This is a genomic window from Maribacter halichondriae (assembly GCF_027474825.1).
GTDB lineage: Bacteria > Bacteroidota > Bacteroidia > Flavobacteriales > Flavobacteriaceae > Meishania > Meishania halichondriae.
Map to the genome: position 1 here is coordinate 1,959,327 of NZ_CP107030.1, position 25,954 is coordinate 1,985,280.

22 protein-coding genes and 1 pseudogene are annotated in these 25,954 nt (G+C 41.7%); 9 read left to right on the top strand and 14 right to left on the bottom strand.

The features are described 5' to 3' along the window. Positions 1-56: 56 nt before the first annotated feature. Complete coding sequence (locus N8A86_RS08920; protein ID WP_273568731.1) at positions 57-1,013, bottom strand: HU domain-containing protein; 957 nt, start codon at positions 1,011-1,013, stop codon at positions 57-59. 89 nt (positions 1,014-1,102) lie between these two features. Here N8A86_RS08920 and dprA point away from each other — a divergent pair, with 89 nt between their 5' ends. Beyond that, entirely contained in the window at positions 1,103-2,221 is a 1,119-nt protein-coding gene (gene dprA / locus N8A86_RS08925) for a DNA-processing protein DprA (RefSeq protein WP_273568732.1), read from the top strand. Positions 2,222-2,388: 167 nt separating this feature from the next. Here the strand turns inward: dprA and N8A86_RS08930 are convergent, their stop codons facing one another. The 8 genes from N8A86_RS08930 to trpS form a co-directional block, all read right to left on the bottom strand. After that, complete coding sequence (locus tag N8A86_RS08930; protein ID WP_273568733.1) at positions 2,389-2,976, bottom strand: TonB-dependent receptor; 588 nt, start codon at positions 2,974-2,976, stop codon at positions 2,389-2,391. Next, entirely contained in the window at positions 2,952-3,554 is a 603-nt protein-coding gene (locus N8A86_RS08935; RefSeq protein WP_273568734.1) for a carboxypeptidase-like regulatory domain-containing protein, read from the bottom strand. Before N8A86_RS08935 ends, N8A86_RS08930 begins: the two co-directional genes overlap by 25 nt. A 195-nt stretch (positions 3,555-3,749) precedes the next feature. Beyond that, the gene (locus tag N8A86_RS08940; protein ID WP_273568735.1) at positions 3,750-4,898 is read right to left on the bottom strand and encodes a hypothetical protein; all 1,149 of its coding nucleotides are present in this window, start codon (positions 4,896-4,898) and stop codon (positions 3,750-3,752) included. A 64-nt stretch (positions 4,899-4,962) separates the two neighbouring features. Further along, positions 4,963-8,658, bottom strand: a complete 3,696-nt coding sequence (locus N8A86_RS08945) for a TonB-dependent receptor (RefSeq protein ID WP_273568736.1) — start codon at positions 8,656-8,658, stop codon at positions 4,963-4,965. Positions 8,659-8,711: 53 nt separating this feature from the next. Further along, complete coding sequence (locus tag N8A86_RS08950) at positions 8,712-9,893, bottom strand: TonB-dependent receptor (protein WP_273568737.1); 1,182 nt, start codon at positions 9,891-9,893, stop codon at positions 8,712-8,714. Further along, positions 9,776-11,350, bottom strand: coding sequence for a hypothetical protein (locus N8A86_RS08955; protein WP_273568738.1), 1,575 nt, complete (start codon positions 11,348-11,350; stop codon positions 9,776-9,778). The genes N8A86_RS08950 and N8A86_RS08955 overlap by 118 nt, the downstream gene beginning before the upstream one ends. After that, positions 11,301-12,404 carry a carboxypeptidase-like regulatory domain-containing protein gene (locus N8A86_RS08960; protein ID WP_273568739.1) on the bottom strand — a complete coding sequence of 368 codons (1,104 nt, stop codon included), beginning with the start codon at positions 12,402-12,404 and terminating at the stop codon, positions 11,301-11,303. Before N8A86_RS08960 ends, N8A86_RS08955 begins: the two co-directional genes overlap by 50 nt. Before the next feature lie 70 nt (positions 12,405-12,474). Further along, positions 12,475-13,443: a tryptophan--tRNA ligase gene (trpS, locus tag N8A86_RS08965; RefSeq protein ID WP_273568740.1), complete on the bottom strand. Its 969-nt coding sequence runs from the start codon at positions 13,441-13,443 to the stop codon at positions 12,475-12,477. Positions 13,444-13,507: 64 nt separating this feature from the next. Between trpS and N8A86_RS08970 the strand changes: the two genes are divergently transcribed. Next, positions 13,508-14,251 (top strand): lysophospholipid acyltransferase family protein, encoded by a 744-nt coding sequence (locus N8A86_RS08970; protein WP_273568741.1) that lies wholly within the window; start codon positions 13,508-13,510, stop codon positions 14,249-14,251. Between the two features lie 139 nt (positions 14,252-14,390). Here N8A86_RS08970 and N8A86_RS08975 read toward each other — a convergent pair whose 3' ends face one another. The 5 genes from N8A86_RS08975 to recA form a co-directional block, all read right to left on the bottom strand. Beyond that, positions 14,391-15,794, bottom strand: coding sequence for an outer membrane beta-barrel protein (locus tag N8A86_RS08975; protein WP_273568742.1), 1,404 nt, complete (start codon positions 15,792-15,794; stop codon positions 14,391-14,393). After that, positions 15,755-15,928: a hypothetical protein gene (locus tag N8A86_RS08980; RefSeq protein WP_273568743.1), complete on the bottom strand. Its 174-nt coding sequence runs from the start codon at positions 15,926-15,928 to the stop codon at positions 15,755-15,757. The genes N8A86_RS08975 and N8A86_RS08980 overlap by 40 nt, the downstream gene beginning before the upstream one ends. 40 nt (positions 15,929-15,968) lie before the next feature. Further along, positions 15,969-16,532, bottom strand: coding sequence for an RNA polymerase sigma factor (locus N8A86_RS08985; RefSeq protein ID WP_273568744.1), 564 nt, complete (start codon positions 16,530-16,532; stop codon positions 15,969-15,971). 66 nt (positions 16,533-16,598) lie between these two features. Beyond that, positions 16,599-17,015, bottom strand: coding sequence for a hypothetical protein (locus tag N8A86_RS08990; protein WP_273568745.1), 417 nt, complete (start codon positions 17,013-17,015; stop codon positions 16,599-16,601). Between the two features lie 82 nt (positions 17,016-17,097). Continuing rightward, complete coding sequence (recA, locus tag N8A86_RS08995) at positions 17,098-18,102, bottom strand: recombinase RecA (protein ID WP_273568746.1); 1,005 nt, start codon at positions 18,100-18,102, stop codon at positions 17,098-17,100. A gap of 506 nt (positions 18,103-18,608) precedes the next feature. Between recA and trhO the strand changes: the two are divergent. The 7 genes and pseudogenes from trhO to N8A86_RS09030 all read left to right on the top strand — a co-directional run bounded on the left by trhO (position 18,609) and on the right by N8A86_RS09030 (position 25,746). Then, positions 18,609-19,641, top strand: a pseudogene (trhO, locus tag N8A86_RS09000) (oxygen-dependent tRNA uridine(34) hydroxylase TrhO). Between the two features lie 228 nt (positions 19,642-19,869). Further along, the gene (locus N8A86_RS09005) at positions 19,870-21,108 is read left to right on the top strand and encodes a PSP1 domain-containing protein (RefSeq protein ID WP_273568747.1); all 1,239 of its coding nucleotides are present in this window, start codon (positions 19,870-19,872) and stop codon (positions 21,106-21,108) included. Then, complete coding sequence (locus N8A86_RS09010; RefSeq protein WP_273568748.1) at positions 21,101-21,586, top strand: gliding motility lipoprotein GldH; 486 nt, start codon at positions 21,101-21,103, stop codon at positions 21,584-21,586. The genes N8A86_RS09005 and N8A86_RS09010 overlap by 8 nt, the downstream gene beginning before the upstream one ends. A gap of 4 nt (positions 21,587-21,590) precedes the next feature. Then, positions 21,591-23,936 carry a penicillin-binding protein 1A gene (locus N8A86_RS09015; protein ID WP_273568749.1) on the top strand — a complete coding sequence of 782 codons (2,346 nt, stop codon included), beginning with the start codon at positions 21,591-21,593 and terminating at the stop codon, positions 23,934-23,936. A gap of 107 nt (positions 23,937-24,043) precedes the next feature. Further along, positions 24,044-24,745 (top strand): CoA transferase subunit A, encoded by a 702-nt coding sequence (locus N8A86_RS09020; protein WP_273568750.1) that lies wholly within the window; start codon positions 24,044-24,046, stop codon positions 24,743-24,745. 135 nt (positions 24,746-24,880) lie between these two features. Beyond that, complete coding sequence (locus tag N8A86_RS09025; protein WP_273568751.1) at positions 24,881-25,090, top strand: hypothetical protein; 210 nt, start codon at positions 24,881-24,883, stop codon at positions 25,088-25,090. 2 nt (positions 25,091-25,092) lie between these two features. Next, on the top strand, positions 25,093-25,746 hold the full coding sequence (locus tag N8A86_RS09030) for a CoA transferase subunit B (protein WP_273568752.1): 654 nt from the start codon (positions 25,093-25,095) through the stop codon (positions 25,744-25,746). The last annotated feature ends 208 nt before the right edge of the window (positions 25,747-25,954 follow it).

Consider the following 25,954-nt stretch of genomic DNA (forward strand, 5'->3'; position numbering starts at 1 on the left):
CGCAAATTTTCGGCAAAGATACGAGCAATATATAAGGAGAAAAGCCGGATGCGCTTTTATTTTTTTGAAAGCAGCCAAGCATCCTTCGACTGCGTAATCTTGATTTTACGTAGTTCTCGTAGCGCTTTTTGGGCATCTGTATAGCGGCTGTAGGTCACCACATGAAGACCATGATCATTGGTGCCCAAATATTCGGCTTCGAAGCCTCGTCGTTTTAACTGACCGATTTTCTTATCGGCATTTTTCCTGAAGCGAAATGCTCCTGCCACGATATGGTGGGTGGCGACATGCTTCTTTTTGGTAATGACATCCAAATTGACCGTGGGCAGTTCTATGGGTTTTGCATCAAAGAAGGTTGCCTCCTGAATATGTTCCGAAACTTTTTGTTGAGCCTCCTCTTGAGCGAGTTGTTGGGCATTTACGGTTTCGTTGTAAAAGCGTAGTCCTGTTAATCCCGTAGAAACGGCCAAAAGAAAAATAGCCGCATATTTTAGATAGGGCCGAAGTGTAAATTCAGAATGCTCTTTTTGTTCCGGTGTTATGATGAACGGAATACGTTCTTCCATCGCCAAAACTTCTTCTTTCAATACTTCCCGCATTACAGGGGCCGACACAAACGATGGAAGTCCGAACGAAGAGGTCAAATAGTTCACCTTGTCCGAAGGTTGAAATACGATTTTAGCATCGCTGTTCAAAAAAAGCTTCCCGATATTGGCTAATGTCAAATGCTCTCCTTGAATCAGTTGCCCTTTCCAAGTTTTGACAAAGTCGTTCAGTTTGGCCAACATCTCCTCATAAGATACTTTTTCCGCCTCTGCCATATAAGACACCAATAGGCCATCATTCGAGGTCAATTGAGCGTTGAACGAAAGCGATTTAGATGGAGGATAAAAAGTATTGGCATTGGTATCGATGACCGCAGATTTGGTTTGCGTCAAAAAAGCACCAAAATCGGGGACGACCACACAGTTGTAACGATACAATAATTCGGCGATATAGTGTTCTAAGGCCATATCGACAAATATTGGAAAAAATCGGACGGTTCAAAACCCCGAACGTAACTTTTTATTAACATTAAATTTTATGTATTTTGTGGATAACTATGAGCGATTCACAACTCTCTGAAGACGAATTGATTGCCCTTCTGCGACTGCAGAACATTCCTAATATCGGCGATGTGATCGCTAAAAAATTGATTTCGCACTGCGGTGGGCCGATGGCTGTTTTTAAGGATAAACGGCAGCAACTGCTAAAAATTGACGGGATAGGTACTTATACCCTTCACGGGCTTTACGATACCGAACATCTAGAGGCCGCTCAACAGGAGTATGAGTACATTCAGAGGAATAACCTAGGCTATTCCTATTTTATGGAAGAAGATTATCCTGCTTATTTGAAACATTGTATCGATAGTCCTACTTTACTTTTTAGAAGAGGTAATATAGATTTAACCGGCCGTAGAATCATCAGTCTTGTTGGAACGCGTAATATCACAAGTTATGGTATGGCCTTTTGCGAACGCTTTATTGAAGAAATAGCCCCTTTAGATCCCATTATAGTTAGCGGTTTTGCCTATGGCGTCGATATCTGTGCCCAAAAAGCTGCTATTAAGCATGGGCTTCAAACTATAGGATGTCTTGCACATGGGTTGAATCAGATATATCCAAAAGTTCATGCGAAATATGTTTCGGATGTTGAAAGGAATGGAGGTTTTTTGACCGAATTTTGGAGCACCAGCAATCCCGACCGCGAAAATTTCTTAAAGCGCAATCGCATTATTGCCGGAATGAGCGAAGCGACCGTCGTTATAGAATCCGCCGAAAGAGGTGGAAGTCTGGTTACCGCAGATATTGCCAATAGCTACAATCGAGATGTGTTTGCCGTTCCGGGAAGGGCGGAGGACAAATTCAGTGCGGGATGCAACAACCTTATCAAACAACAAAAAGCCCAGATGCTGACCTCGGCTGCCGACTTGGTCTATCTTTTGGGATGGGAAGTTGAGAAAGCGGAATCCAAAACACTGCAGAAGCAACTCTTTATAGAATTGGACGATACCGAACAATCAATTTACTCCTATTTACAAAAAGATGGGAAACAATTGTTGGATAGTATCGCTCTTGAATGTAAACTACCGATTTTCAGGGTTTCGTCTACCCTGCTTAATATGGAAATGAAGGGAGTAATTCGTCCATTGCCGGGGAAATTGTTCGAGGCGATCTGATAATTTTCAGACCAATTGGTCGGTAGTATTGTGGCAATGCTTCCAAAAGCCTTGCGAATAGTTGTTCATCGATAAAATGTTTCAATTAAAGGAGATATCTTATTGCTAAAACAGCAGGTGGAATAATCGAACCAACCGAATAGTCTTTTTCATAAAAAAAGAGCAAATTATCGTTGAGGTTGGTTTTCAGCACCAAAAGTTTCCAAATACGTTCCCGGGATCCCGTTTTCCGATAGGCCCTCTATCGACACCTGTATTTCTATTGCCGTATCTGAATTGAAAAATTCGACTTTGGCGTTCCCGTTTTCGTCGGTTATGATATTGGGGTTCCAGTACAAGGTTGCCCGATAGTCTGGAGCTTTATGTCTGTCATCCTCCACATCATATTTGGGCGAATAGAATTCTTTGGCAAAGGCATGTCCCGCAATCGAAAATTCAGGTGAAAGTACAGGGTTATAGGTTCGGCCCTCTCCTTTTTTGGTGTAAACGAGAATAACCCCACCAGCACCCCGTGCCCCCCAGATAGCCGACCTAGGTGGCTTTAAAATTTCCAGGCGCTCAACATCAAAGATGAGCATGTTCTCGATTATGGCAGGTACTGCCCCACCCATACCGACTTCTCCAAAGCCTCCGGAGCCAGAGTTCGATATGGCTACACCGTTCAATACCCAAAGCGGCGCACCTCCACTCATAATCGTCACTATCCTCCTTCTATTATCTCCCATAACTATTACTCCAGGGAATAACTGGACCATTTGTAAAACGGTCTGCATAGCAATATGGTCTTCTGAATACAGGGTATAATCGGGTTCCATCCCAAAAACGGGTTCCGTTTGTCTTCTGCTTTTTCCTTTTTCATTTCGGTCACTACTACCTCGTCAAGCTTGGTGACCTTATTGGTTTCGTAAAGGGCTTCCATTCTGCTACGGGCCACGGAGTGGGTTCCATAACCTTCCAATTCATCCGTTTGTTTTAAGATGGGGCTCTTGAACCGGGCAGACGGCACTTCTATTTTCTGCGGGTCTAGATTAACTTTAACATCCACAGCGTTATCCTTATAATCAAGGGCATTAAAAACCACTTCAGTTTCCCCGTTGTAATTAAAATCGGGAATCGAAAACCTACCATCAAGATCGGTCTTGGCCGAGAACATGCCCAATTTCTCCCCTGCTTTGGCCATGACATTCAAGGTCGCGTTCGGCATGGGTTTCTCTTTGGTATTGAAAGCCTTTCCTGATACGGTAAGCCCTTCGGCGAACGGAAATTCCTTGGTCGGTTTTACATCTTTCCAAACTTCCGGCCAATGGTATTTTCGCCATCCGTTCGTGAGCATAGCGAGGTCGATTTTGGTCTTTGAAAAGAAGTCCCGGATCAACGATATTGCCCTTAATATCGGACTCCAATAAGAAATGGCTCAAAATGGTACTAGAACCTCGATCTTTTTTTACCTGTCCAGCATCGGTAGTTGCCAACGATAGGTTTGTGGCAATGGGTTTTCCTTCGTGATCGGTCACATTGATGCCAAGTGTTACCTTCCCCCTTTTACAAATTTATTGGTGTTTATCTTGGTGCTTATGACCAATTCTTCTTGATGGTTAATGAAGATGGGCCTTTCGCACCAAGGTTTATTATAAAGATCAAAAAGGGTCAGGGTCAAAACACCTGCAGGCATGTCGGCCTTTGGGACTTCGAGCTTCAATGTTTGGTCTCGGTCAAATTCGAACTTGCTAGTGAAGTAGTTTCTTTGACGCAAATACCCCACGATATAAAAAGGCTTGTTGCGCAATTGCTCGCTTGCCTGAACGAATACTCTTATCGCTTTTTCGTTCAGGTTGTTGACCGAGATAGTGTAGCCCATATCAAGAATCTCAGGCAACGAATATTGTGTGCCGTCATCGAGCTCTGCTAAATAGCGTTCGTCTTTTTTTGGAGTCAATTGAAAGAAGCCCGAACCACGGTCGAAAGTACCCAAAGTCGCTACCGTAACCCCTGCTGAATTCAATATTTTGCCGCTTACCTTTCTTGGCAGGCCATCGCTTCCGATAGCCTTGAAAGAGACCTTGCTGGGTAGATCGGCCACCATATGACCGCCTTCTGGAAAGAACTGCAGGTCGATTCTATCCTCCATCACCAGCGTGACATCTTGATTGTTTTGCGTATTTACAATGCTCAATTCTTTGGTAAAGAAAAAATCCGCATCGTAATTTCGCATCCATTGGGTATACGATCGCAATTGACAATCGCCTTCTGACAAATACTTTGGTATTTTAAGAGCGCCCGAGCTTTTTCCATTAACTAACTGATGGGTCTGTGATACTGCGATTTCTCCATCTGGGCCTATCAAGTCTACATGCACTACCTTGCTGGAATAGGTGTATCGATGAAGAGGCCCGGTGACCACATATGCGCTGTACCAAACAGTTTCCCCCGACGCAAACATATTTTTATCGGTATGGAGGAATACCTTTTCAATTGGGTTGTATTGGTTGTGACGGCTCGTTTTGCTATTGAGTCGGTTTATAAAAGGATCTTTCGAAGTCTTAGATGGTAATATGGGGTCTTGTTCTTGGTAAAAACTCAATACGGTCGATTCTGCCGGGGTGTTCGAAGTAATTCCATGCATAGGAATACAAATCAAGACCAAAAGAAAAAATAAGCCACCTTCGAATATCCACATGTACCTAATTTACAAAGAAAACATTGAAATAGGACGTAGCTAAATTGTTAAAATCAAACAGATTTTAGTTGCCAAAGGTCTCCAAATAACTTCCCGGAATACCAGACTGTGACAACCCCTCAATGGATACCTGAATTTCTTTTGCGGCATCCGAATTAAAAAACTCAACTTTGGCATTGCCATTTTCATCAGTGTTAATGCTCGGGTTCCAATATAAAGTGGCTCGATAGTCAGGGGCTTCATGGCGGTCTAATTTCACATCATATTTTGGAGCGTAAAACGTTTTTGCCGCTGCATGCCCCAAAACAGTTACCTGAGGCAAAGTAATTTTCTCGGGCGTGGAGTAATATCCTTGTTTCGTATAAATCAAGATTATGCCGCTCTGACCTTGTAGCGCAGAGATCATGGCAGCCGTACCTCCTTTCAAGACTTCGATACGTTCAATAGACCGAACATCCAAACTAAGAACAGAACCTGGTATCGGTGATTCTGCTGTTGCTATGCCTGAACCGCTAAGCCCACTTCGAGGTTGTTCTCCCAATCCCCCGCTTTGTAGCGCCGGGACCGACGTGGGCATTTGGGCCGATGTGGCCTCAAATTGTTGTACTCCGTCTATTAGCCACAATGGATTACCTCCGTTCCTTATACTGATTCTCCTATCCATTCCAGTGCCGGAGACGCGAATTCCCGCAATCCCACTTAAAAGTTGGAAAATATCATTTAAAGGTTCTTTGTCTTCAGAATAAATTGTGACGTCAGGTAGAATACCGGCAACCGAAGGCAATGGCGCCGTGGCCTTATCGATTCTATCGGCTGCTACTGTGACCTCATCTAACATTGTGGTATTATCAAATGAGAACAGTGAGTCCATTTTCGACCGTGCGGCAGCGAATTCTAAAAAGGTATCGTCTTCTTGGGCTTCAAAAGGCATCAGGGTTTTGAATTCGGGTTTCGGGGCTTTATATGTTCTTTCATCCAGTTCAACGGCAATTTCAATGGGTTTCGCTTTTTCGTTTTGAGCATTGAATACAAGCTTTACACTATCCTTTAGGTTTAGATTCTCAATAAGAAACTTTCCTTTTTCATCAGTCGTCGTCGTATAAAGTTTCGTTTCTTCGCTAGATTTGGTAAAAACGGAAAGAACACTATTGACCAAAGGTCGATTCTTTGCCTTATAGGCAGTACCTGAGATCTTTAGCCCTTGTGAAAATGAAAATTCTTTTTGGGCCATATCTTCTTGCCAAAGCTCTGGCCAAACGAACTTGCGCCAACCGTGGGTCATCATCACAAGATCCAATCGGTTCAACGTACTTCTCGTTTGGTCTTTAAAAAGCAATCCCGGATTTTCGATATGGCCCTTTACTTCGGATTCCAACAACAGATGGGTCAGAATATTCGAAGAAGTCGAACTTTTTAAGGATTGTTCGGTATCGGTAACAGCTACCGACATTTCGGTCGAAATCGGTCGGCCATCGGTATCGGTGACATTAACGTTAAGGGTGATTTTACCCCTTTTCTCAAGTTTTGATGGTGTAATTTTGGCGCGAATCACCAACTCATCTTGGTTATTGATGAAAAGTGCACGTTCGCACCAAGGTTTTCTTTCTTCGTCAAAAAGCGTAAGGGTCAAAACACCGCTTGGAATTTTAGTTTTGGGAATGTCAAAAGAAAGGGTCGGGCGAATGCCAAATTCAAATTTTCCCTGATAGTATTTCTTATTTCGAAGACTTCCAATAATATAGAATGCCTTGTTTTTTAAATTTTCGCTAGCGGAGACAGTAACCTTTATACTGTTTTCACTTGAATTGTTAATGGATAAGGAATATCCCTCATCCAAAACTTTCGGTAATGGAAATTGTCGACCATCATCAAGTACTGCGGTATATTGTTCCCCTTTTTTTGGAAGTAATTGGAAAAAGCCAGCCCCGTTTTCCAAAGTATTGAATTGGTTCAAAACTTTTCCCTGCGAGTCTTCGATATGGCCTTTTATATCTTTACCAAGACCATTACTTCCAACCGCCTTAAAAGCCATTTTTATGGGAAGGTTCGCAACAGCATATCCTCCTTCGGGGAAAAACTGAAGGTCTATACTATTCGTGGCTTCAAGCCCAGTTTGTTTCCCTGAATCTCCGGTGACCTTGATTATTTTCGTGTAGAAGAAATCAGGGTCAAAGTTTTGCATCCAATCAGTATAGGCTCGTAGTTGATAATTGCCTTTTGGGATGTTTTTAGGAATTTTTAATGATCCGTATGACCTTCCGTTGACCAATTCATGGGTCTGAGATTTTAAAATGGCTTTATTTGACCCAATTAGGTCTACATGAAGTACTTTGCTGGCCGGATTATATTCCAAGAAGCTTCCTAGGGTTGAGTAGGCGCTATACCACAGTTCTTCCCCTTCTATAAAAATATCTCTGTCTGTATGTAGGTATACCTTTTCAAGGACATTACGTTGGTTGTAGCGATTCATTTTTTCCGACAATTCCTGAATGAACCTATCCTGTGAAATATCCGAGTCCATCACCCCGATGTTTTCGGCACTGTTCAAAAAAATCGAGTTGAAGGCCATGTCCTTTTCAAAAGAGGAGATGATTTCTTCTTCTATCGGGGTTCGTTTGACGATTGGGTTGTTGGCCCAGAATTCTTGATTGTATCCAATGTCGTCCAGTTTATCCCAATCGCTCTGGTTCCTTTTGAGTCTGCCGCCTAACTTTTTGCGTGAAGTTGGGGTGTAATGTTCGAAGAAAACCAAAGATGAAGTCGTGGCGGTGTGATATTGCAAACTGTCGTTTCTATAGTAATCAAAAGCTTGATCTACTTTGATATAATCTAAAATTGAGGCACTATCTTTTTTATAGATGATTTCATAGGCAATTTCGTAGTCTTTCCAAGAACCGTTCTCCGTGGTTAGTCGAGTTAACTTCAAATCGTCCCTCGAGAGTTTCGCTTTTATTTTTAGGATATCATGACTTTCAGTATCGATAAAGACCTCTCCTTCGAAAGTAGGCGTTGCATTTGCCTGTAAGGGTTTGAAGTTGATAATAGCAATTTTGTTCTCACCAGATTGAATAAAATCAATGATTGAGAGATTAAAAAAAATTTCAAAATCATCTCGCAAGAGGAAGATAAGTTCATCGGTATCGGGCTGCAAGGGTGTTAAGAGTCGCGATAAAATGGTATAGTTTCGGTTAAACACGGCACTTTCCTTGAGCGCATAGCGACCTTCGAGGATACTCCAGTCCTTAATGCCATCTGTACCGTATCGAATATCATAGAAAATTTCCGAAAACTCCGAATAACTATTTCCATTTTTGGACTTTTGACGGTAAAATGCTTTTCCGTAGTTATTTGCGTTGGATTTCTCTTTTGCTTTTTGAAATGCCTTTGTAACAAGTTCTTGTGTGTAGTCGTCCTTTTTAGAAGCAATTATGGTTATCTCGTCTAGCAGATTTTCCGAAGGGGTCATCTCAATAGTTATATCAGCATTTCTGGAGACCTCAACTATACTAGTATTATAATTCAAATGAGAAAATATCATTGAAGCCGGCAATGTTTCGACAGATATTACGAACTCGCCTTGTTCGTTGGTCGCTGTGCCCGTTGAAGATGATCCTAGCGCTATGTTACAATATGGAACAGGCTCGCCGGTCTTTTTGTCAATAACCTTTCCGTTTATCCGATTTTGTGAAACGACAAAATTTACAGAGGCAAACAAACAAAGAAAACAAAAAATGATTTTGCCGGACTTTTTTTCATACACCTCTTTTAAAGCAAAAAGTAATTTAGTGAAATTAAACCTTGGTGATAGCCCTTCTACTCTGTCTCTCCAAAAGTCTGTAAAAATACTCCAGGCCTACCATCTTGAGAGAGTCCTTCTAACTCCACTTGAATCTGTTCGGCAACATCTGAATTAAAAAATTCGATGGTCGCATTTCCATTAATATCAGTGAAAATAGATGGATTCCAATACAAGGTGGCCCGATAGTCGGGCGCTTTATGTCTTTCTAGCTTTACGTCGTATTTGGGAGCGTAAAACTCCCTGGTTTCGGAATGTCCTGAAATGGTAAAATCAGGAGAAATAATTGGGGGTGTACCTTCGCCTTTTTTGGTATATAGCAGAATGACCCCATTGCCCCCTCTTGAACCGTAGATAGCCGCGGATGCTCCTCTTAGAATTTCTACCCTTTCTATGGTGAAGGTATCCATGGTTTCTATAAAGGTAGGAACAGGAACTGGTGCTACCGCTTGGTCGATTCTATATACCAGTTGGGGATTGGGATTGTCAGAATTTCGAGCAGCACGCTGCGCTTCTCGCGCCCTCGTCAACGCCGAAGGGTTATCATTATATACGGGAATTCCATCAAGAACCCATAAAGGAGTACCTCTATTTCTAATACTGACCGTATTTCCATTGACCGATACCCCTGCAAAAAGACCTATTAATTGAAGTACTGTTTGTATCGCAGGATGTTCCGATGTGTATAAGGTAGCATCAGGGGTTTGACCATATGTCGAGGGCGTTTGATTTCTGTTTTTTTCTTTATTCTTCTCGGTAACGACCACTTCATCCAACTTCGTGACATTCTCGAAATCATACAAAGATTCGAATCTTCTACGGGTATTCGAAATGTCGACATATGTTTCGGTATTTTTGGTTTCTTCCACAGAAACGGCACTTTCAAATTGCGACTGGGGCAATTCTGTTTTGATTTCATCCAGAGTCACTTTAACGTCGATAGGCCTATCTTTGATATCGATAGCATTGAACACAATTTGTGTGCTGCCGCTAAAATCAAAATCAGGTACTGAAAACCTTCCATTCAAAGCAGTTTTTGACGTAAACATTCTCATTTGTTCTCCTGATTTGGCAATGATATTCAATGTAGCATTGGGCAATGGTTTGCCAAAAGGTGTTTCCGCAATTCCGGATATTGGCAGTCCTTCTGCAAAATCGAATTTTTGGAAAAATTCGATTCCGCTTTTATTTCCTGCCATGGAAACTTTCTCCAACCATGGGTCAGCATAACAAGATCTAAACGCTGCACCGTTGCATTTTCTTGGTCTTTAAAAAGAAGTCCTGGATTGCTGATATGGCCTTTTAGGTCTGATTGCAACAATAGGTGGGTCAGAATATTCCCTGCACCTTTGTTTTTTTCCACTTGATTGGCATCAGTTACGGCCATTGAGAGTTCCGTGGCAATGGGATTTCCAAAAACATCGGTCACATGTATGCCGACGGTAACCTTATCTCTTTTAATAAAGGCTTTCTTATCGACTCTTGTAGTAATCACCAATTCTTCCTGATTATTCACAAATAGGGCGCGTTCACACCAAGGCTTTTTATACTGATCGAATAGGGTAAGTGTCATTACACCACTGGGAATTCCGTTTTTCGGTATTTCAAAATCGACAAATTCTTTGTCGCTAAATTCGAATTTTCCTTTATAGTATTTCCTATTATTGATATGGCCGACTACATAAAAGGCCTGCCGTCTTAATTCATCACTCCCCTGCACTTTGACACGAACACTTTTTTCACTTGTATTATTGACCGTCATCGAATAGCCTATCTCCATCGCTTTGGGCAATGGGTATTGAACGCCGTTATCCAGTACGGCCATATACTGTTCGCCTTTTTCAGGGACTAGTTGAAAGAAACCCGCACCTCTGTCGAGCGTGTTCAATGGGGCGACCGATTTACCTTTGCTGTTTACCACTTTCCCTTTTATGTCTTTGTCAAGACCATCATTTCCAATGGCCTTAAAAGCTATTTTTCCGGCAAGGCCTGCTACGGAATAACCTCCCTCCGGGAAAAACTGCAAATCGATTTCCACTTCGGAATTCGAAGAAATAGGTGTTTTTGATGCTCCATTGAGTATTGTAATCTTTTTGGTGAAAAAGAAATCATGGTCAAAGTTCCGCATCCATTGGGTGTAGGCGCGAAGCTTGTAATTTCCTGAAGGAAGGTTCTTGGGAATGTCAATGGAACCTGAACTTCTACCTTGACCTATTGCATGGGTTTGTGAAACCAGTATTCTATTTTTTGGATTTATCAAATCGACATGTAGTACACCGCTTGCCAATGAATATTGGTGAAATGCACCCAATACCGTGTAGCCGCTGTACCAAATGGTTTCACCGACGGAGAACAAATCTTTATCGGTATGTAGGTATACCTTTTCAACGGGATTGTAATTGTTATAATCGATTACGGCCGTGTTAAGGTCTTTTATCAGAGGATCATTGACTAGGTCTGATTGCTGAAATGTAATTTGTTCGCGACTATTAAGGAATATAGATCCAAAGGCTTTGTCTTTTTCAAAGGATGATATGACCTCATTTTCTACGGGCGTTCTTTTTACGATAGGATTGTCTTCCCAGAATTTTTCATTGTACCCTATTTCATCCAAAAGTTGCCAATCGCTCTTTCTTTTTTTTGAAATTGCCTCCAAGTTTTTTCCAAGATAAAGGCACGTAGTATTCGAAAAAAACGAGATTTGATGTCGAGGAAACCGGATATTGCAAGCCATCATCTTTATAATAGTCAAAGCTATGGTCGACCTTTATAAAATCGATGATGGAGCCCATGGTACTGTCAATTTTATAACTTATCTCGTACGCTATCTTATAATTTTTCCAAGAACTATTCTTTTCCTTAAGACGCACTAATTTTAAATCGTCTTCTTCCAAATTCCCCGTAATCTTCAAAATATCGTAGGTATCCGCATTAATATAGACTTCGCCCTCGAAAGTTGTTTTAGGTGCTTGCTCGGTAGGTTTGAACCATACAACCATGATTTTTCCGGCATCAGATTCGATAACATCGACGACCCTAATATTATAGTAGGCTTCCATGTTCTTGCTTAGCGGGAAAAAAAGTTCATCGGTCTCTGGCTGCAATGGTGTCAACCAACGTGACAAAAGAGTATAATTTTTATTGTTGACGAATTCATCCTTTAGGGCGTATCTTCCTTCAAGGATGTTCCAATCTTCAATACCTTTTGTAGTGTAGCGGATGTCATATATAATTTCCGAAAACTCCGAATAATTATCACCGTTCTTCGACTTCTGTCGATAGAACCCTTTGCCGTACTTACGTTGACTAGATTGCCGATTAGCCTTTTGATAAGCTTTTTGTGCGAGTTCTAGGGCATAGAAATCCTTTTTGTTGGCTATCACGGTGACCTCATCAAGATTGTTGGTGAATGGTTGGAGTTCAACAACGTTATCGGAGTTTTGGGAAATCTCAAAAATCTTTTCCCCATAACTGATATGTGAGAAAACCAGTTTTATAGGCAAGGAATCTACCTCGATTATGAACTCCCCGAGTTCGTTGCTTACCGTACCTATTAGGGAAGCTTCTACAGAAATATTGCAATAGGGAATGATTTCACCGTTTTTTCCATCAATGACTTTGCCATAGATTTTTTCTTGCGCATGAATAAATTGGGTGAGCGCACTTAGAAAAACAAGAGACAATAGAATGTTGCCCACAAAATGCTTCATCTTGCTTATGGTTGAAGTAAGAATGTACGAAGTAAAAATCAAAAATAAAAGGAGGTCGAATATAAAAATCTTAATAACCGACTTTAGTGCGAACCCGCTCTAAAACCACATCCGCCACTTTTTTGGCTTTATCGGCACCAAGTGACAGGGCGTGATCGATTTCATCCAAGTGGGTCATGTAGTAGTTGAACCGTTCTTGGGCATGACCGAATTTTTCTATGACAACTTCGAACAAGGCTTGCTTGGCATGGCCATAACCATAATTTCCTCCCAAATAATTTTGGTGCATTTCGGCAATTTGTTCGGGTGAGGCTAAAATCTTATACAGCGCGAAGACATTGTCATCATCTGGATTTTTGGGCGCTTCCATAGGTATAGAATCGGTCTGAATGCCCATAATCTGCTTTCGAAGCTGTTTGTGCGGCTGAAATATATTGATGAGGTTGCCTTTGCTTTTGCTCATTTTTTCGCCATCGGTACCAGGTACGTACTTTGTCTTTTCTTGCACTTTTGCTTCCGGAAGCACAAAGGTTTCCCCTAACTGCGCATGGAATCTTGAAGCGACATCACGGGTCATTTCCAAATGTTGTAATTGGTCTTTCCCCACGGGAACCATATTCGCATCGTACAAGAGAATATCCGCGGCCATGAGCATGGGGTAGTTGAACAGGCCTGCATTCACATCTTCCAACCGGTCCGCCTTATCCTTGAACGAAGTTGCGAGCGTCAAACGTTGGTACGGAAAAAAACAGCTCAGGTACCAGGCCAATTCTGTAACCTGTGGCACATCGCTTTGACGATAAAAAACGGTTTTGTTGATATCGAGACCGAAGGCAAGCCAAGCTGCAGCGGTTGCGTAGGTATTGTTTCTTAATTCTTCCCCATTTTTTATCTGGGTCAACGAGTGCATATCGGCAATAAACAGAAAGGATTCGTTTTTGGGGTCCGACGCCATTTCGATGGCGGGAATGATGGCCCCCAAAATATTTCCTAAATGTGGAGTTCCCGTACTTTGTATTCCTGTTAATATTCTTGCCATCCAATTAAATTCTAAGAGCGACAAAGGTAAAACAAATCGCAAAAATCCTAGTACTTTTGGAGCAATGCTTCAACTAGTAAGAAATATAGGCCATGCACTATATCGGATTTGGTTTTACGTGTTGGTCGCCGTGCCAATAGTGGTCTTTTTTCCATTTCTTTTGTTGTTCACGGTATCGGAAAAATGGTACCCCCAATTTTTTTGGATGGCCCGTAATTTATGGGCGACACCCATTCTATATGGTATGGGATGTCCTCCAAACATTACAAGGGAGCAGAAAATGCAAAGACGGAAAAGTTACATGCTGGTTGCAAACCATACCAGCATGTTGGATATCATGTTGATGCTGTATGCAAGTAGAAATCCCTTCGTCTTTGTCGGGAAGAAAGAATTGGTAAAAATTCCACTCTTCGGATTTTTTTATAAACGTGTTTGCATTCTGGTCGACCGTGAGGATTCAAAGAGTCGAACGGGAGTCTATCGAAGGGCGCAACGCCGATTAAACCAAGGATTGAGTATTTGTATTTTCCCAGAGGGCGGAGTCCCCGAGGAAAATATCATTTTAGATGAGTTTAAAGACGGAGCTTTTAAGATGGCCATTGCTCATGATATTCCGATTATACCCATGACGTTTTTGGATAATAAAAAAAGATTTCCATTTACTTTTTTTAGCGGTGGTCCAGGCGTAACTAGGGTCACAGTACATTGTTTTTTTGAAACCGGGCTCTTGGCCGAAGAAGATAAATCTATGCTACGGGAAGAAGTTCGAGCGGTCATTTTGGCGGCATTGACCAAGACAAAAAACTAAAAAGCGCCCCGACACGTGCCGGGGCGCTTTAGGGGTCATCTTTTAGAGGATGACCTACCTAACCAACTTCTTTATAAGCTCAAGCTCAAATATGTTCGTTTACAACTTTACCCTTGTATTTCCATTCACTTACTTCTTCTTAAAATTTAAAACTCAATCCGCTATATACTCCTAACGAATAAGGCTGAAAAGTACCTTGGGTATTCGAAAAAGTGTTCAATTGATATTTAAAGACAGGTTCAATGTTGAGCCGTACCTTGGGCGTAAATTTATAGTTGATCCCGAGTCCGAGATTACCACTAAAGTTTACTGAATTTAGATTGTTCGCCTCGCCCATTTCCGTAGTAAGGTCTCCCGAGCTAAGCGATACCGAATTATCCACCAAGAATAATGAGCTTACACCACCGATGACATTGATGCCGAACCGTTTGTCCACCAATGCGTAATCCAATTCTACGGGCACTTCGACATAGCCGAACTCTTGGGCCATAACTCCGTCACGGGCGGTACTTTTGCCTGCCACGTCACTTGACAAACTTTCTTTTTGTGGCAGGGCCACCGCCCCGACCTTACTTGTGACGACAAGGTTTTGTGATTGGGCGGTATAACTGATATTATCGATTTGCCCAGTAGACCTGTCCGTCAAGGCATTAGAGGCGGTCAAAGCCGAGGTAAACTCAATTTCATTGGTATCGTAACCATAATCCACTTTATTGATACCGGTACGAATACTTAACTTTTTGCTAAGTGCATACCCGACCGAGAGCCCATAACTCATATTTATATCTCCCGATTTTGAATTGGGCACAAAAGCGGAATGTATCGGTGAACCTTCGCCGAACGAATTGAAATAAACCGGCGCAACATTCGCACCGACGGACCAACGCCCATTTTTGTTTTCGGCAATCCCAGCCTCTTCTGGATTTTCTATTTCATCAAAAATGGATTTCTTTTCAATGTTCTCTTCCAGATTTTTAGGAGTTTCTTTTTCCGTTTGGGCTATTCCATCATCTTGTTGTTTTTCTAGAGCCCCTTCTGAAGATTTTCTTGAATCGGATCGTACAACGGCATCTTCCTTGTCTTGAGTTTCGCCAAGAGCATCGTCTTTTTTCAGAACCGCTACTGCTTCTTGCTCATTCTGAGTAACCTCTTGAATCGGTTTATACTCGAGCAAACCCTCATGTTCGAGATGATTTTTTTCACGTTCGCTAACAACAACGCGCGTCTCTTGTTTTTTAGTACTAATGGCTTTCCCATCATCACTATTCCTTAAATTGGATTTAATCGGATTATCGTTTTCTTCCAGGGCGTCTCCAGTAGCGTTGCTATTTTCCAATTCGTCTTTAGAGTCGGATGTTACAACTGCCTCTTCGGCATCTTGTATATCCAAAACCTTTTCTACCTCGTCCTTCGAAGCTGCCGGATCTACATCTTGCGGTTTTTCCACATCGGTGACAGTAGGCTTGCCTTCAGTGGTATCTGCGAACGGATTAATGGCATAAATCAATATTGCCAAAACCGCAGCGATACCCCCAGCTTCCACCAAATCGGAATGACCCTACGCCTGTTTTTTTTATCCAAGGAAGCCGATATATTTTCCCAAACTTTTTCGTCGGGAATCTCCGAGAAATCCTTGAATTTCTCTTGAAATAATTTGTCTAAGTTCTTTTTGCTCATTTTACAATGACTTTGTGTTTGCACACCATGAATATTAGGGTCATAGCATGCTACCAAATACAATAATCAGTATGCAGATGATGGATCTGGTAATTTTGGTTTCAATTTTTTCTTTTAAAATAAGCCTTGCCCGGGCAAGGTTTGATTTTGATGTACCGGCCGAAGTTCCCAAGCGCTCTGCAATTTCTTTATGGGAATATCCATCCAAAACATACATATTAAAGGTTGTACGATATTTATTGGGAAGTTCTTGAATGAAACTTAATATGGTATGAAGCTCGATTCCGTTATCGGTCTCGACTTCGACCTCACTTTCCGTATTTTCGGAAACCACTTCTAAATACTCTTCTTTTCTGAATTTTTGAAGTATGGTATTTACCGTGATCCGTTTCATCCAACCCTCGAAAGAACCTTTTGCCCCAAATTGCCCGATCTTGTCGAAAATGGTCATAAAACTGTCATGAAGGTTATCTTCCGCCTCCATTTTATTGTGCGAGTATTTGAGACAGATACCGAACAGTATATGGGAATATTGCCTATATAATTGCTCTTGCGCCTGTCTATCTCCTTTTTTGCACTTGTTTATGAGTTCTTCCAGACTCAAATTGTTGGTTAGGTATTTTATGACGATCTTGAAAACTTTTTAGTATTCAATACCATCGCTATTGTTCTAATTTACTGGAACCTCTACCTCTAAAAATTGCGCTTCACCGGCTTCGTCCTTTCCAGTATAGAACCGGAAAATATAAGGTTCGTTGTACAGCACCTCAAATTGAAAAGTGTCCTGCACTTCTTGATCGACAGGCTGACAGTCCGGTTTCTCAAGAATGGCACCGACAGCGACCACGTTTCTTACGGTAACGTCAGAACTGGTGACATCAAATCCCTCAATCAAGGTACAATCGTCCGGCCGGATCATATTGACTTTTATCGTGTAAATCTGATATTGATTAAAGGACTCAGGTACCTCTACTGATGTAATCTGTAAAGGTTCGTAATGAAAATTTACACCATCATCATCCAAACTACAAGAACCGACTAAAAGAAATAGGGTTACTGCTAAGAAAGTTAAATATAACCGTCTCATAATAAAACAATTTTTACTTAAGATGTAAGGAAAGTGCGAAGGTTGCGTTAAAATCGGTTAAATTGAATGGAACAGGCCAAAACTATTTGAGCGCATTGATAGCATCTCTGATTTTTCCATCGAGTTCTTCGAAAAGTTCGGGATTGTCATTGAGCAATGATTTCACGGCATCTCGACCTTGGCCTAGTTTGGTATCACCATAGGCGAACCAAGATCCACTTTTTTTGATAATCTCATATTCCACACCAAGATCGATAATTTCACCGACCTTAGAAATACCCTCGCCATACATAATGTCGAATTCAGCCATCTTGAACGGTGGAGCTACTTTGTTCTTTACAACTTTGACCCGGGTTTTGTTACCCTGAACTGCTCCGTCGGTATTTTTGATTTGTGTAGACCTACGAATATCCAATCTAACAGATGCATAGAATTTCAGTGCGTTACCTCCAGTAGTAGTTTCAGGATTTCCGAACATGACCCCGATTTTCTCGCGCAATTGGTTAATGAAGATTACCGTGCAATGGGTCTTGCTAATTGATCCTGTCAATTTACGAAGGGCCTGCGACATCAATCGTGCATGAAGTCCCATTTTAGAATCGCCCATTTCGCCCTCGATTTCACTTTTCGGGGTCAAGGCCGCAACGGAATCGATTACCACAATATCGATAGCACCGGAACGGATTAAATTATCGGCGATTTCAAGACCTTGTTCACCGTTATCAGGCTGCGAAATAATTAGATTATCAATATCTACCCCAAGTTTTTCGGCATAAAAACGATCAAAGGCATGCTCTGCATCGATAAAGGCCGCAATACCCCCATTTTTTTGGGCTTCCGCAATAGCATGCAAAGTCAACGTGGTTTTACCCGAAGATTCAGGGCCGTATATTTCGATGACCCTTCCACGGGGATACCCCCCGACACCCAATGCAATATCCAAGCCCAAAGAACCGGACGGAATTACTTCAACATCTTCTACCACACTATCGCCCATTTTCATGACGGCACCTTTGCCATAGGTCTTGTCCAATTTATCTAAAGTCAGTTTTAAGGCCTTTAATTTCGCGTCTTTTTCCGAACTCATTTTTTTAGTTTCTTAGGTTTTTCTTCCACAAGGATAACCATCTGTCCTTTGGAATTTGGAATTTGATTTTTTTGGGATTTTATGCCCGTAGGGCATGTACTTTAGGGTCGCTAAATTAGTGTTTCTTTTTGCATATAACAACCGCGACGCAACCTTTTTAAAAAACTCGCATCTACTAAAAAAGAATACATACTAACTCAATGTATAATCCCCTTTTTTAGTGTTAGGGGCAACGGTGGCCACTTCCCTTTTTTGCATTTCAAAGAGTGCTATGAAAAAGAAAAAATGGAATGGCCGATAAAGAGTCTTGACCGAACGTTGAGACTCTTTTTTATTAGTTCAACCCCATTTTGACAAGCATGCGATGCGCCAGCTATATGGAAGGTTGAAGAGACCCTTACTTTTCGTCGGAGTATGTTGAATCTGAATGGCTAACATAATTTCTACTTTTCCTATCTTTGCACTCTTATAAAACATTCTTTTTCACCTTAAAATATTCGTATAGCATGCAACTGTACAATACCTTAAGTGCAAAAGAAAGAGCGGCCTTGATCGAAGAAGCCGGGCAAGAACGCCTGACCATCTCTTTCTACAAATATGCACATATCGGCAATACGTCGATTTTCAGAAACCACCTATTCATCCATTGGAACGAGCTTGATGTACTTGGCCGTATTTATGTTGCCAATGAGGGTATCAATGCACAGTTATCAGTTCCTGCCGAAAACTTTGAAGCCTTCAAAAAACATTTGGACAGTATTTCTTTTTTGGAAAACGTATGCCTGAACATTGCGATTGAACAAGACAATAAATCGTTTCTCAAATTAAAGGTCAAAGTGCGTAAGAAAATTGTAGCCGACGGTCTAAACGATTCAACATTCGATGTAACTAATAAAGGCATCCATGTAGGGGCCGAACAGTTCAACGAGCTTATCGAAGACCCCGATACCATTTTGGTGGATATGCGTAATCATTACGAAAGTGAAATCGGCCATTTTAAAAATGCCATAACGCCAGATGTAGATACGTTTCGCGATTCTTTGGATATCATTGAACAAGACTTGGCTGACCATAAAGAGGATAAAAAACTGGTTATGTATTGCACCGGTGGCATCCGTTGTGAAAAGGCCAGTGCATATTACAGGCACAAAGGATTTAAACAGGTATATCAACTTGAAGGTGGGATCATTGATTACGCCCGTCAGGTCGAAAAGAAAAAATTGGAGAACAAATTTTTGGGCAAAAACTTTGTTTTTGATCATCGACGCGGAGAACGTATCAGCGACGACGTAATCGCCCAATGTCATCAATGTGGAAAACCATGTGATACCCATGTGAATTGTGCAAACGAAGCCTGTCATTTGCTTTTTATTCAATGTGGGGAGTGTGCCGAAAAAATGAACGAATGTTGCTCCGACCATTGCAAAGAGGTTCATGCGCTGCCCTATGAAGAACAGAAAAAAATTGAGAAAGGGAAAAGGGGCCAGTAATAAGATTTTTAAAAAGGGAAGATCAGAGGTGTTGAAATTTAAAAAATAAGTATTCAATTGGCCATGGCGGTCTGCAGTATAAACTTTGAGCCTGTACGGTCATAGGCTCACGTTTAAACGCTCGCCGGACCATCCTTCGAAAATACTGCTTACTGTTACCGTACTCTGCCAACTTTCTTTACATCACATTAAAATTTCACTACCTTTACCTTTGAGTTTAATATGAACCCTATTTGGCATATATCGAACGGATTTAGGCCAAACCAAGATATAAAATATGGGCTGTAGCAGTTGTTCGACCGGCAAGGACGGACAACCACGCGGATGCAAGAACAACGGAACTTGTGGTACCGATGGTTGTAATAAATTAACGGTTTTCGATTGGCTTTCCAACATGTCGCTCCCCAATGGGGAAAGACCATTTGATTGTGTGGAAGTCCGATTTAAAAATAGCAGAAAAGAATTCTTTAGAAACACAGAAATTCTCTCACTTTCCATTGGGGATATAGTCGCCACTCAGGCCCAATCAGGTCATGATGTAGGTATGGTTACCTTGGTTGGCGAACTGGTCAAAGTGCAGATGAAGCGTAAAAAGGTCGATAGTAAAGATCCTGAACTTCCCAAAGTATATCGAAAAGCCACGCAAAAAGATATCGACATTTGGCAAAAATGCCGAGATCGCGAAGAAGAAATCAAAAAACGTGCTCGTGAAATAGCGATCATCCTCAAACTTCAGATGAAAATCTCGGATGTCGAGTTTCAAGGCGATGGTTCGAAAGCCACTTTTTATTACACTGCCGAGGAGCGTGTTGACTTTAGGCAATTGATCAAAGACATGGCAAAAGCCTTCGGTATCCGCATCGAAATGCGCCAGATCGGGTATCGCCAAGAAGCACAGCGCTTGGGCGGAATCGGGTCTTGTGGCAGGGAACTTTGTTGCTCCACATGGCTTACCGACTTCAGGTCTGTAAGTACTTCTGCGGCCCGTTACCAACAACTGTCCTTAAATCCCCAAAAATTGGCAGGCCAATGTGGCAAATTGAAATGTTGTCTTAACTATGAGTTGGATGTATATCTTGATGCTTTAAAAGACTTCCCTTCCCCTGACACGAAACTTCAAACGGAAAAGGGAGTAGCCTTCTGTCAAAAGTCTGATATTTTCAAGTCGACCCTATGGTTTTCCTACAAGGAAGACCCGGCAAATTGGCACGCACTTTCTAAAGACCAGGTCAATGAGATTCTGGAAAAGTACAAAAAGAAGGAAAAAATTACCAGTTTAGAAGAATATGCCGTTGAAAATCTCGTTGAAGAAAAAGTGGTCTTTGAAAATGTTGTCGGGCAAGATAGTCTAACACGATTTGACAGGCCAAAAAAGTCAAGAGGCAGAAATAAGAACCGAAATCGAAATCGCAACAAGGTAAATAAGGGAACAAATGGTCCCACGAAAACTTCGAATAACAAGAACAATAATAATAAAAGAAGAAATTCCAGAAAAAAACCGCAGAATAATGCCTAAGAGTTGTATTGCCATAGTGTTGCTGATTGTTTTAATTTCATGCGACAAAGCCATGGTAAAGTCTGAATTCAGGGCTACTAACGATGGTTCTTGGAATAAGGACAGCATCATTGAATTTGCCTTTTCCGATTTGGACACCCTTCAGAAACACGACATGTTCATCAATCTTCGAAATGATGAAAGCTTTCCATACAACAATCTTTTTTTGATTGCAGAACTCATTTTTCCGTCAGGTGACGTGGTAACCGATACTTTGGAATATGAGATGGCATTGCCCGACGGACAATGGTTGGGCAAGGGCTACGGAAGCGTCAAGGAGAATAAGCTTTGGTACAAAGAAAACATCGTTTTCCCCGATTCTGGCGTATATACCCTAAGGTTATCGCATGCTATGCGAAAGAACGGCAATGTTGATGGTTTAGTAAGTTTGGAGGGCATAACCGATGTGGGATATGAAATTGTAAAACGTAACAAGTAGACCTATGGCAAAAAAAGCCGTGAAGAAAAAGGGGAGCAAAGGCTTTTTCAAATACATCAAATGGTTCTGGATCTTATTCGCTACCGGAATACTCTCGGTCGCTTTACTTTTTTTAATGGCTTCCTGGGGGTTTTTGGGTCCATTGCCCACGTATGAAAGTTTGGAAAATCCGCAGACCAATCTGGCCTCTCAGATTATATCTTCCGATGGCAGTTTATTGGGCAAGTTTTATTTGGATGATAACCGAACCGATGTTACCTACGATGATTTACCCGAAAACTTGGTGAACGCACTGATTGCCAGTGAAGATGTACGTTTTTATGACCACTCTGGCATAGATTGGTACGGAACGTTACGGGCAGTCGCATTTTTAGGAAAAAGAGGTGGGGCGAGTACCATTACACAACAGTTAGCACGGCAGATTTATGTAGGCCCGAGATCAAGAAGCGTATTTGAGACAATAAAGCAAAAGGCCAAAGAATGGGTTATTGCTACACAATTGGAAAGAAGATATACCAAAGAAGAAATCTTAAAAATGTATTTGAACATTTATGACTTTGGTAATAATGCCGATGGCATTCGCTCGGCCTCAAGAATTTATTTCGGAAAAGAGCCTAAAAATCTAAAAATCGAAGAATCGGCCATGTTGGTGGGGATGCTACAGAACTCTTCACTCTACAATCCGCTTCGGCGCGAAGAATTGACACTGAAAAAAAGGAATATTGTTTTGGGCCAGCTGGAAAAATATGAATACATCAGTGAAGCGGAAAGAGATTCTTTGCGAGCTTTGGAAATGAACCTCAATTACAATCCAGAATCACACCGTGATGGTATTGCTACCTACTTTCGCATGTACTTGCAGGGTTTTATGAACGATTGGATCAAAAAGAACCCAAAACCGGCCCTTGAGGGAGAGCGCGATAAATGGAATCTTTATTTGGACGGACTCCGCATCTACACCACTATAGATTCTCGCATGCAGCAGAATGCAGAAGAGGCAGTCTCGGAACATATGGAACGTTTGCAAGCTGAATTTTCTGCACAGAATACTCCAGAAAAAAATAAGACCGCTCCTTTTTTGGATTTGTCCAATAGCGATATAGATAAGATAATGGAAACAGCCATGAAGCGATCGGAGCGATGGAGGGTTATGAAGCAGGCAAACCGTTCGGAGAAGGATATTCGGGAATCTTTTACGAAAAAAATCGAAATGACCGTTTTCGACTGGAAAAGCGATACCCGGGAGAAAGACACTATCATGACACCGATGGATTCCATACGCTACTATAAATCCTTTTTGAAGACCGCCATGATGTCCATGGAACCTCAAACTGGTCATGTAAAAGCCTGGGTCGGAGGGGTAGATTACAAGCATTTCCAATACGATAACGTATTTCAAGGAGCTATTCAGGCGGGTTCTACATTCAAGCCCTTTGTTTATGCCGCCGCTATTGATCAACTTCGAATGTCCCCTTGTGATACTTTGCCCGACACACAATATTGCATAGAGGCAGGAAAGCATGGTAATGCAGAACGATGGTGCCCCAAAAATTCTGATGGTAAATACACCGGTAGATCATATACGCTAAAAAATGCCCTTGCAAATTCAGTAAATACGGTAACGGCCCAATTAATTGATAAAGTCGGCCCTAAGGCTGTTGTAAATATTACCAACAATTTGGGTTTCTCCAGGGAAGTTCTGCCGGTGCCTTCCATTGCCTTAGGTACCGCCGATGTAAATGTGTATGAAATGGTCGGGGCCTATGGGATGTTCGCGAACGAGGGAGTATATGTAAAACCTGTTATGGTCACTCGCATAGAGGATAAGAATGGAACGGTGCTATTTGAATATGTACCCGAAACTAAAGATGTTTTGAGTAAAGAGGTGGCCTATGCCATGGTCAATTTAATGGAGGGCGTAACCGAGTCAGGTTCTGGCGCAAGATTGAGACATTCCTTTGCGAAAAATCAAACGGCTTATAAAAAGATAATTACGGGCTACCCCTATGAACTTGAAAACCCTATTGCGGGAAAGACCGGAACTACCCAAAACCAAAGTGATGGCTGGTTTATGGGAATGGTCCCCAATCTAGTAACGGGGGTATGGGTCGGTGGCGAGGACAAACCCATTCATTTCGCATCAATAACATATGGTCAAGGTGCTTCCATGGCGTTACCGATTTGGGGCCTTTATATGAAGAAGAACTACGAGAATGAAGAGCTTGGTATTTCCGATGGCGCGTTTCCGAAACCTGATAATTTATCCATACAAGTAGATTGTAATAAAATAGCGGAAGAAGAGGCAAAAAAAGAGGATTCCGATGATGACCTTGAAGATTTGGACTTCTAATAAAAGCATTGCTTTGTTGAAAATTATTAAAATGCCATGGTTCTAAAAGCTGTGGCATTTTACTTTTTAAAATCGTAAATTAGTACAGTACTAATAACCTAAGGGATATGATTCAAAAGACAGTCGACGACGTAAGCGAGGCTTTACAGGGAGTTGAAGATGGAATGACCTTTATGTTGGGGGGCTTTGGTCTTTGCGGAATTCCTGAAAACGCTATTGCCGAACTGGTACATTTAGAGGTCAAAGATATTACCTGTATTTCAAACAATGCGGGCGTTGATGATTTTGGGCTTGGGCTTTTACTCCAGAAGCGACAGATCAAAAAAATGATTTCTTCTTATGTAGGTGAGAACGATGAATTCGAGCGTCAGATGTTGAGCGGTGAATTGGAGGTCGAACTTACGCCCCAAGGGACATTGGCAGAAAAATGTAGGGCCGCCAAAGCAGGTTTTCCAGCATTCTATACACCCGCCGGTTACGGAACCGAGGTTGCCGAAGGAAAAGAAACGCGAGAGTTCAACGGAAAAATGTACGTTCTTGAACATGCTTTTAAAGCTGATTACGCTTTTGTAAAAGCTTGGAAAGGAGATGAGGCAGGTAACTTGATTTTTAAGGGTACGGCCCGCAATTTCAACCCCTGTATGTGCGGTGCGGCCAAAATCACTGTTGCCGAGGTAGAAGAACTTGTCCCGGCCGGAGAATTGAATCCGAATGAAATACATATTCCAGGAATATTCGTACAGCGTATTTTTCAAGGAAAAAATTACGAGAAGCGAATAGAGCAGCGAACGGTAAGACAAAAAATATAAGAAACGATGAGATTACAGTACAATTGCTCTTCTTGTCGAAACACAAATTATTTTCGCCCCGTAATTGCGACCCGAGGAGATTTGCAAATGAAAATGGGCGATGAAGTCGAGGTTAAATGCAAATTCTGCAAAGAAATGCAGAAAAAACATATCAATAAGATTACGGCCGTTGCTGATAAAAGAATGCTTTTGATAGGAGGGGTCTTGGGTTTGGTTTCAGCGATTATCCTTTGGTTATCGTTTGGCGCAATAGGTGTCGTAACTGCTATTATTCCTATTTTAATCGGGGTCTACGAAAGCCATGCTGCAAATAGTTTTAATAAATATATGATTCGAAGGAAGTAACTATGCTCGACAAAAACGGAATCGCAAAACGTATTGCAAAAGAAGTCAAAGATGGTTATTATGTCAATCTCGGTATTGGCATTCCGACCTTGGTCGCCAATTTTGTGCGAGATGATATCAGTGTGGAATTTCAAAGTGAAAATGGGGTTTTGGGAATGGGGCCTTTCCCTTATGAAGGAGAAGAAGATGCGGATATTATCAATGCCGGAAAACAGACCATAACAACCTTGCCCGGGGCTTCCTTTTTTGACTCTGTAACCAGCTTTGGTATGATCAGGGGCCAACATGTTGACCTGACCATTCTAGGTGCCATGGAAGTTTCCGAGAATGGCGACATCGCCAACTGGAAAATTCCCGGAAAAATGGTCAAGGGTATGGGTGGCGCCATGGACCTTGTAGCATCGGCGGAAAACATAATCGTTGCCATGATGCATACAAATCGTGAAGGGGAATCCAAATTACTGAGGAAATGTACTTTGCCATTGACGGGAGTAGGATGCGTCAAAAAAATTGTCACCAACCTTGCCGTGCTTGAAGTTACCCCTGAAGGTTTTCGGCTTTTAGAACGAGCACCTGGTATCAGTATCGATGAAATCAAGAAAGCTACAGAAGGGACCCTAATTGTAAGAGGTGATATTCCTGAAATGGCAATTTAAAAAGACCAGGTTCTACATCTGGAAAGCCAATAATCAATCAGCGATCTGTCGCTTGGCTAAATTACTTTTCTAATTTTTTGAACCTGAACTTGAACTTGCATTTGAATACCATTCGTCGATGCACTTTATCGAAGAAATTTACCGTTCATATTTTTCACAACATTCTGCGCGTGCTTCACAACAATAATTTAGTTCGCGGAGAAGTTTG